The organism is Mucilaginibacter sp. (assembly GCF_039207105.1).
In the GTDB taxonomy this organism is placed as follows: domain Bacteria; phylum Bacteroidota; class Bacteroidia; order Sphingobacteriales; family Sphingobacteriaceae; genus Mucilaginibacter.
Window position 1 is genome coordinate 1 of record NZ_JBCECK010000195.1, and the last position, 8,005, is coordinate 8,005.

Here is an 8,005-nt window from a genome sequence, read left to right on the forward strand (position 1 = left end):
CCCTTAACGGGGTACTTTCAACTCCGTAGGAGTATTATGTTTATAGCCTATTCCGCATACAACCATTAGCTCCGTAGGGGCTTCCTGATCTGCATGTTAACCATAGTGCAAAAAGGATTGTCATTTCGATAGTGCATGTTTAGGGCAACAGCATTGCGCGAAAGAGGAATTTTGTACGATATGCAAACGAATTTGCAAAATGCAGAAGATTTCTCCTCGTTCCTCATCGAAATAACAGCCCTTTTTATTTCATCCGGATAACATTACCGCATACATCACTCTGCTTATTAAATCAAGAATCAACCGAAAAATATCACCTTAAATTCAATTATATTGCGGTAAACAATTTTAAACCACCTTATAAACATGGAACAAACCAAACCCGATACCGGCTCATCAACCGCACACCTGAAACAAGTACTTGGTTTACCTACCGCCATATTACTGGTTGCAGGCATTATGATCGGTTCGGGGGTATTTAAAAAAGTTGTTCCCATGTCACAAACGCTCGGCAGTGAAACCTATATTTTATTGGCATGGATAATTGCGGGCATCATTACCATGTTTGGCGCTTTTACTTATGCCGGCCTGGCAACGCTTACCACCCAAACCGGTGGTGTGTATGAATACCTGAGGCTCATCTACGGAAATTTTATAGCTTTCCTTTTCGGGTGGACTATCTTTACCATCGTAGGCAGTGGCGCTATAGCTGCCTTATCATTCGTGTTTGCGCAATCGGTCAATACGCTCATCCCTTTGCCCAACCCATTAGCAGCATTTGAAAACATCAGCATAGGCCAGTCCATTTTTCCCTTTGCCGATTCGGGTATCAAGCTTTTGGCGGTATGCACCGTTATATTATTAACCTGGGTAAATTACCGGGGCGTAAACAAAGCAGGCATGCTCAATAACATAGTTACTTCGGCGAAAATATTAGGCATTTTGCTGCTCATCATTTCGGGCTTGCTATATACCGGGCATCCGGCAACACCGATAACTACAATAAAAGTTGTTGCAAAGCACCCGGAAGGCGCAGCTCTGTTCAGTGGATTATTTGGAGCTATGCTCAGCGCCTTATGGGCTTATGACGGCTGGGCCAACATCACTTTTATTACCGGCGAGATCAAAAATCCCAAGCGCAATATCCCCCTGGCCATTATTGGTGGCGTAGGCATAGCCATGACCTTGTATGTACTCCTCAATTACGCCTATATAAAAGTATTGCCTGTATCGCAACTGGCTTTATTAAGCAGCAATAAAATAGCGGCGGCAGAGGTGGCAGGTATTATGATGGGTAAAACAGGCTCGGTAACTATTGCTATACTCATTATGGTATGCACTTTTGGGGCACTAAATGGTTGCATCATCTCCTACCCGCGTGTTTATTTCCGGATGGCGCAGGAAAATGTTTTCTTTAAAAAAGCGGCTAAAGTTCACCCGGCTTTTAGCACCCCGCATATCGCCCTGTTTTATTCAGCTATCTGGAGTATTGTTTTAGTTTGCAGCGGTACTTTTGATCAGATCACCAACCTGGTAATATTTGCTTCGTACGCGTTTTTCGCGCTGGCTACCTGGGGGCTGGTTAAAATGAAACTGAATGGACGCATCACCGCAAAGGTTATAGGTTACCCGGTAATTCCGGTTATCATTATACTTTTTTGCGTAGCGCTGGTTATTAATACGCTAATTACGCAAACAGAGGCTTCATTGATTGGCTTGGTGCTTATTTTAAGTGGGGCCCCTTTTTACTGGTATTTTAAAAATAACCGCAGCATGTAAAGATTTACGAAGTTTTAAAAACTTCGTAAATCTGTTCAATCTTCAAACTCTATATAACAAAAAAGCTCTGCCAGATAACTGACAGAGCTGTGGTATGAAGTTTAGTTTTGTTCTGTTTGATATTACCAGCTGTAACGGATACCAAACTGCATTTGCCAGCGTGAAGCAAACAAATCAACAGAGTAAGGTAATCCCGGATCAGCAAAAGTATACTTAGGATAAGTAGTAGCTGCATTTCCGAATGCTGGTGTTCCTGCTTTTACTGGTGTTAAACCAACGCTTGCTGAAGAGTTGAATGTATTAGCTGAGAAGTAATACTGGCCCCAGCTTTTCTTCAATAAGTTGGTTAAGTTGATGATATCATAAGTAAATGTGATCATCTGTTTGTGCTTGTTACCAAATTTGAAGTCCTGAGTAAAACGGAAGTCTAACTGGTTATTCCACGGAGTGAATGAAGCATTACGCTCAGTAAAGTTACCACGACGTGATGATAAGTAAGAATTCTTATCGATAAAGGCATCGAATGCTGCGGCTTGTTGAGCGGCAGTTTGACCACCTACTATATCAGAGAAGAAGTTTACAGTTTCGCCTCTTTTTGGTATGTAAGCCAAGCTCAATTGCTGACCTGTTCCGTCAATAGCGTTTGGATAGGTATCAAATGTATATGGGTTACCTGATTGTGCGCTAAAGAAGAAAGTGAAGTTAGCAGTATAGTTGTGACCAGCATCCCAATCGTGTTTGTAGTTTACGTTTGATACAATGCGGTGACGGATATCAAAGTTTGAGTTAGCTAATCCCGGATTGTTCGGGTTTAAAGCCTGGTTTAACTGCCAGTTTGATTCCATTGAGTTACGGATACCGTTGGTAACGTCTTTTGAATGGCCATAGGTATAAGCAACTGAAGCATTCAAAGCATTTTTAGGGTCAAACTGAGTGAATTTAGCCGCTTGTGCAGTTAAGCTATAACGGTAACCTTCGCTGGTATTTGATAATAAGTAAGCGTTGGTATATGACGTGTTAATTGGCTTATTAACAAATATTGGCTGTTTGTGCTGGGTATCATATGGATAATAAGTAACCTGATCCATAGTATTTACCTGCTGGAATTTCAAATCATGAATAACTTTAGTGTAAATACCTTCGGCAGTGAATTTCCATTGATCATCAGTTGAATAATCAACAGCTAAGCTGCTTCTCCATACCTGTGGCATTTTGAAGTTATTGTCGATCATATCCACCTGGGTTGCACCATTAGCGCCTGTATTAAAGTTACCTTGTTGGTTTACATAATTTAAACCACCATTAGCTGGCGCCTGTACAGGGTTGGTACCTGGGGTAATTGGCGCTGTAGCCGATGGTTTTTTATCATAAGCACCATAAGTAACACCATTGTTGTAAAACGCGTAACCAAACCATGCAAACGGAACACGACCGGTGAAGAAACCGCTACCACCACGTAAAATAACGCTTTGATCGCCAATCACGTCGTAGTTAAACGCTACGCGTGGGTTCCACTCAATGTTACCCAGGTAGTTTTGTTTGATGTCTTTAGGTTTGGTATAAGTATAGGTAGTACCATAGAATTGATCAACCGGAGCATTTGTAGTTTTATCGCTCAATGGTTGTTTATTTGGCACACCTGCATAATCAGCACGTAAAGCTAAAGTCAACTTGAAGTTGTCAGTTAACTGAATTTCGTCCTGACCGTATAAGCTTAACAGGTTAACTTTAAATTGAGCTGATGGATGAGCCAGGATATAATCACGTGTGTTATCAGTATAGTTAAAGTTAGCACGTGTACGTGAAGGATTATTGTTGATGAAATCTTCGATGCTATTGTAAGCGATACGACCATTCCAAGCGTTCACGAAGTTATAAGTGATGTTATAAAACTCATTGTGTGTACCAAAAGTAAAGGTATGTTTACCATGAGTCCAGGTTAAGTTATCGGTAAACTCAGCAGTTTTCTGGTGCATATCAAAAATAGCGGCCTCACGGTCGGTACCCATAAATATGGTTGTACCCGGAGTACGGCCGGTGATCTCGATTTGCGGTAAAGCCGGGTTTGAGTTAGGATCACGGTAATCATGTACGTTTGAGTAACCTAATACCAAGCTATTGCTCACGCTGTTTGAAAACCTTGATTTTAACTCAGCTACAGTTGAGGTAGAGTTGTTATGAGAAGTGTAATCAATACCGCTGAAACGGAAGTTTTGCTGATCACGCTCTAAGTTAGTAGCTTTTGAGATGATGGTATTGTTACGGATAGTTAACTGATTATGATCATCGATATTCCAATCCAAACGGTTAAAGAATTTGTTTGAATTTGAGAAGATGGTAGTATTATCATAAGTACCAGGATCAATACCATTTGGATTCTCTGGGCTTGTAGTAAAGGTTCTGAAAGCGGTAGCCAGTTTCTGTGCATCCTGTAAGCTCAGGATGTTTTTTGAACCGTTAGTACCGGCTGCGGCAATAACTGGATCTTGTCTGCGGGCAATCTCTTCATTAGTAAAGAAGAATAATTTGTTTTTGATAATCGGGAACCCAACACGGATACCGGTTTGATAATCATGAAAATCAGAAAGTTTTGAACCGTCACCACCAGAAGCAGGAGCAGCATTGTTAGGACCAACCATGAACGAGCCACGACCAAAACCATATACCGAACCGGTGAAATCATTGGTACCGCTACGGGTTACCGCGTTGATACTACCACCTAATACGTTACCAATTTTGATATCATAAGGAGCAACCAATACCTGAATATCCTGGATCGCGTCTAACGATACCGGGCTTGTACGGGTACTGCTACCAACCTGACCTGAAGCGTTGTTTTGACCACCTAATGATGGGCTAAAACCAATCGCGTCGTTATTGATGGCACCATCAAGCGTTACGTTATTGTAACGGTAGTTGGTTCCCTGGAATGAGTTGTTATTGCTTTGAGGCGTATTGCGGGTTAAATCCTGCAGGCTGCGGTTAATAGATGGCGCAGTGCGAATTTGGTTTTGGTTAATACGGGTGCTTGCACCTGTTTTAGTACCACCTGCAGTTGCTTTAACCTTTACTTCTTTCAAAGTGGTAGTTTCATCAGCAAGCGCGAAGTTTAAAGTAGTGCTACCTAAACTTAAGGTAATATTAGTTCTTTCATCTTTTTTAAAACCAACAAAAGAAGCAGAAATGGTGTAAGGACCACCCGGGTTAACGTTGGCAATCGTATAGCGTCCGTCGCCGTTTGATTGCGCACCGTAACGAGTGCCTGTACTTGTGTTTAACACGGTAATGGTTACTCCAGGCAGCGTAACGCCTTTCTGGTCGGTAACTTTACCGCTAATTAATGAGGTTGTAATTTGCGCCTTGGCAACGTTAGCAACACCAATAATCAGTACTGATAAAAGGATAAAGTAAAGCTTTTTCATTTGTGTTTATTTGTGAACACAAAGGTTCGGCTACAATATTAACAGTATGTTAACTCAGGATTATTTTTAACCACTTGTGTTAACATAAAGTAAAACTAAGGTTCAGTACTTAATCTTTAACCTTTTAAGTATGAGGTGGAGAAGGTAAATTGGGCCTATCAGCAAAAATTTAACATCATCTAAAAAAGAAGGCTTTTTTCCCTCTATTTTATGACCGATAAACTGCCCTACCCAGGAAATAAAGAAGATAATCAAGCATACCAGCCACAGCGCGGGGCCGCCGGCTTTGTGCCATAGCTCTAACTGTATAATAGCATAACTGAAGCCGAAAAGTACCAATAACATAATATATGACAGCACCGGCGAAAGCTTCAGATAATAATAAATACTAAAAGCTATTAAAAATGATGCCCAGTTGAAAACACCATTATAACTGCCTAAAAATTTCAGGTACGGAAAGGGAATAGACCATATCAGGCCCAGCAAACTAAATACAATAAGCGGTATACATATAAAGTGGATAGCCTCATTGGTTGAATTTTGATGGCTTTCGGCGTATTTGGCAAAATAAATATCAACCGCGCGGTTGCCACCGGCACCGTTTGTTTTTGACGATACATTACCTTGCTTTGTATTGGTTACTTTACCTGAACTCATTTTATACTAATATAAAAACCCTTTCTGTTTTTAAGGCAGAAAGGGTTCATTTATTTTATCCTTTTATTAATTACTTGGCAAATGCTACCGAGCGGGTTTCCCTGATCACGGTTACCTTGATCTGGCCCGGATAGGTCATTTCAGTTTGGATACGGTTAGAGATATCAGCCGCCAACACTTCTGATTGCGCGTCGGTGATCTTTTCGCTTTCTACTACCACACGCAGCTCGCGGCCGGCCTGTATAGCGAATGTTTTTTCGACACCTGGGTATGACAATGCCAGTTCTTCCAGTTCTTTCAAACGTTTGATGTAGCTTTCAACCACCTCACGGCGTGCGCCAGGACGAGCTCCTGAAATAGCATCACAAGCCTGAATTATTGGTGATAACATCGAAGTCATCTCAATTTCATCGTGGTGGGCGCCAATGGCGTTGCAAACTTCCGGATGTTCTTTATATTTTTCGGCCAGCTGCATACCCAAAATAGCGTGCGGCAGTTCCGGGTTATCATCAGGTACTTTACCAATATCGTGTAATAAGCCGGCACGTTTAGCCATTTTCACATTCAGGCCAAGCTCGGCAGCCATAGTAGCGCAAAAGTTAGCTACCTCACGTGAGTGCTGCAACAGGTTTTGCCCGTATGATGAACGGTAACGCATACGGCCAACCATACGGATCAGCTCCGGATGTAAACCGTGAATGCCCAGGTCAATCACGGTACGCTCCCCTATCTCTACTATTTCTTCTTCAATTTGTTTTTTGGTTTTGGCTACAACCTCCTCAATACGGGCCGGGTGAATACGACCGTCGGTTACCAGGCGGTGCATGGCCAACCTCGCGATTTCGCGCCTAACCGGATCAAAACCCGACAGGATGATGGCTTCCGGAGTATCGTCAACAATAATTTCGATACCGGTAGCAGCTTCCAGCGCACGGATATTCCTACCCTCGCGGCCAATGATACGGCCTTTGATCTCGTCATGCTCAATGTTGAAAATAGACACCGTGTTTTCAATAGCACTTTCAGTAGCGGTACGCTGTATAGTTTGGATAACTATCTTTTTAGCCTCTTTGGTAGCGGTAAGCTTTGCCTCATCAACAATATCCTTGATCTGGATCATGGCTTTGGTACGGGCTTCCTCGCGCAGGGTATCAACCAACTGGTTACGGGCTTCTTCTGCTGATAAACCTGCAATGGTTTCCAGTTGTTGCACGTGCGAATTTTTAAGGTGTTCTACCTCATCCTGCTTTTTAACAACAATTTCTGTTTGTTTTTCCAGGTTTTTGCGCACATTATCCAACTCATTTTCCTTACGGTTCATGTTCTCCAGGCGCTGGTTTAATGACTGCTCCTTTTGTTTAACACCGTTTTCGCGTTGGTTAATGGTATTGTTTTTATTGTTTACTTCCTGCTCATGCTCAGCTTTCATTTGTAAAAACTTCTCTTTTGCTTCAAGCAGCTTGTTCTTTTTCAAAATCTCGGCATTGTTTTCAGCATCCTTCAGTATCTTTTTCACTTTGTTTTGCGCCGATGTTTCCTGGTCTTTAAAAAGTTTCCGTAACAGGAAACGGCCGATGACGATGCCAACAATGGCACCTACCAACAGGCCAATAATAATGTATAATAATATGTCCATCTTCTTTTTAGGGTGTAAGGTTATGTATGTAAATAAAAAAACCGCAACTAATTTTTAAGTGTTCATGTATTTAAAAACCTCATTTCGGATATTGGAATCATGGGTTACGTTAAACAAATAGAGTAACGCATGCCTCTTTGATCCGCTTAATATTGAAGCGTTAAGTTTTTAATAGTGAAACCTAAAATTTAACTGCGGCTAAATCTTAATGTGCTCTGTATATATGTATGTAAGAACGTTAATTACTTTGAGAAAAATTCGGTCAGCAAATGATCTAATTGATAAACCTTTTCGGCAATATCGGTATCTTCAACGGTAACTTTCTTTTCTGCCTTTAATGATGATGTGGCATAATGCAACACTGCCATTGAAAGCAAATCCTGTTTATCCCTTACCGCGTAATTTTCCTGATATTCCTTTATCCGGTCGTTAATCAGCTTGGCCGCCCTGCGTATAATTTCTTCCTCCTCCATGTTTACCTTTAAAGGGTAAACTCTGTCAGCAATATTTA

Annotated in this window: 5 protein-coding genes; 1 reads left to right on the forward strand and 4 read right to left on the reverse strand. The window is 41.5% G+C overall.

Translation table 11 applies throughout. From position 1 onward, the window contains the following. The first annotated feature begins 366 nt into the window (after nt 1-366). Nucleotides 367-1,779 carry an amino acid permease gene (locus AAGC65_RS23295; RefSeq protein WP_343114870.1) on the forward strand — a complete coding sequence of 471 codons (1,413 nt, stop codon included), beginning with the start codon at nt 367-369 and terminating at the stop codon, nt 1,777-1,779. A 122-nt stretch (nt 1,780-1,901) separates the two neighbouring features. On the opposite strand, the gene AAGC65_RS23300 is transcribed toward AAGC65_RS23295, so the two are convergent. From AAGC65_RS23300 to AAGC65_RS23315, 4 genes are all read right to left on the reverse strand, one after another. Beyond that, nucleotides 1,902-5,201: a carboxypeptidase regulatory-like domain-containing protein gene (locus tag AAGC65_RS23300; RefSeq protein WP_343114871.1), complete on the reverse strand. Its 3,300-nt coding sequence runs from the start codon at nt 5,199-5,201 to the stop codon at nt 1,902-1,904. Between the two features lie 102 nt (nt 5,202-5,303). Then, nucleotides 5,304-5,858, reverse strand: coding sequence for an Mpo1-like protein (locus AAGC65_RS23305; RefSeq protein WP_343114872.1), 555 nt, complete (start codon nt 5,856-5,858; stop codon nt 5,304-5,306). A 70-nt stretch (nt 5,859-5,928) separates the two neighbouring features. After that, complete coding sequence (gene rny / locus AAGC65_RS23310; RefSeq protein WP_343114873.1) at nt 5,929-7,494, reverse strand: ribonuclease Y; 1,566 nt, start codon at nt 7,492-7,494, stop codon at nt 5,929-5,931. A gap of 242 nt (nt 7,495-7,736) precedes the next feature. Continuing rightward, on the reverse strand, nt 7,737-8,005 hold a 269-nt coding region (locus tag AAGC65_RS23315; RefSeq protein WP_343114874.1), incomplete at its 5' end, for a cell division protein ZapA.

Excerpts from the sequence above, each read along its gene's own strand:
- AAGC65_RS23295 (WP_343114870.1), top strand. The coding sequence starts at position 367 with ATGGAACAAACCAAACCCGATACCGGCTCATCAACCGCACACCTGAAA.
- AAGC65_RS23300 (WP_343114871.1), bottom strand. The coding sequence starts at position 5,201 with ATGAAAAAGCTTTACTTTATCCTTTTATCAGTACTGATTATTGGTGTT.
- AAGC65_RS23305 (WP_343114872.1), bottom strand. The coding sequence starts at position 5,858 with ATGAGTTCAGGTAAAGTAACCAATACAAAGCAAGGTAATGTATCGTCA.
- rny (WP_343114873.1), bottom strand. The coding sequence starts at position 7,494 with ATGGACATATTATTATACATTATTATTGGCCTGTTGGTAGGTGCCATT.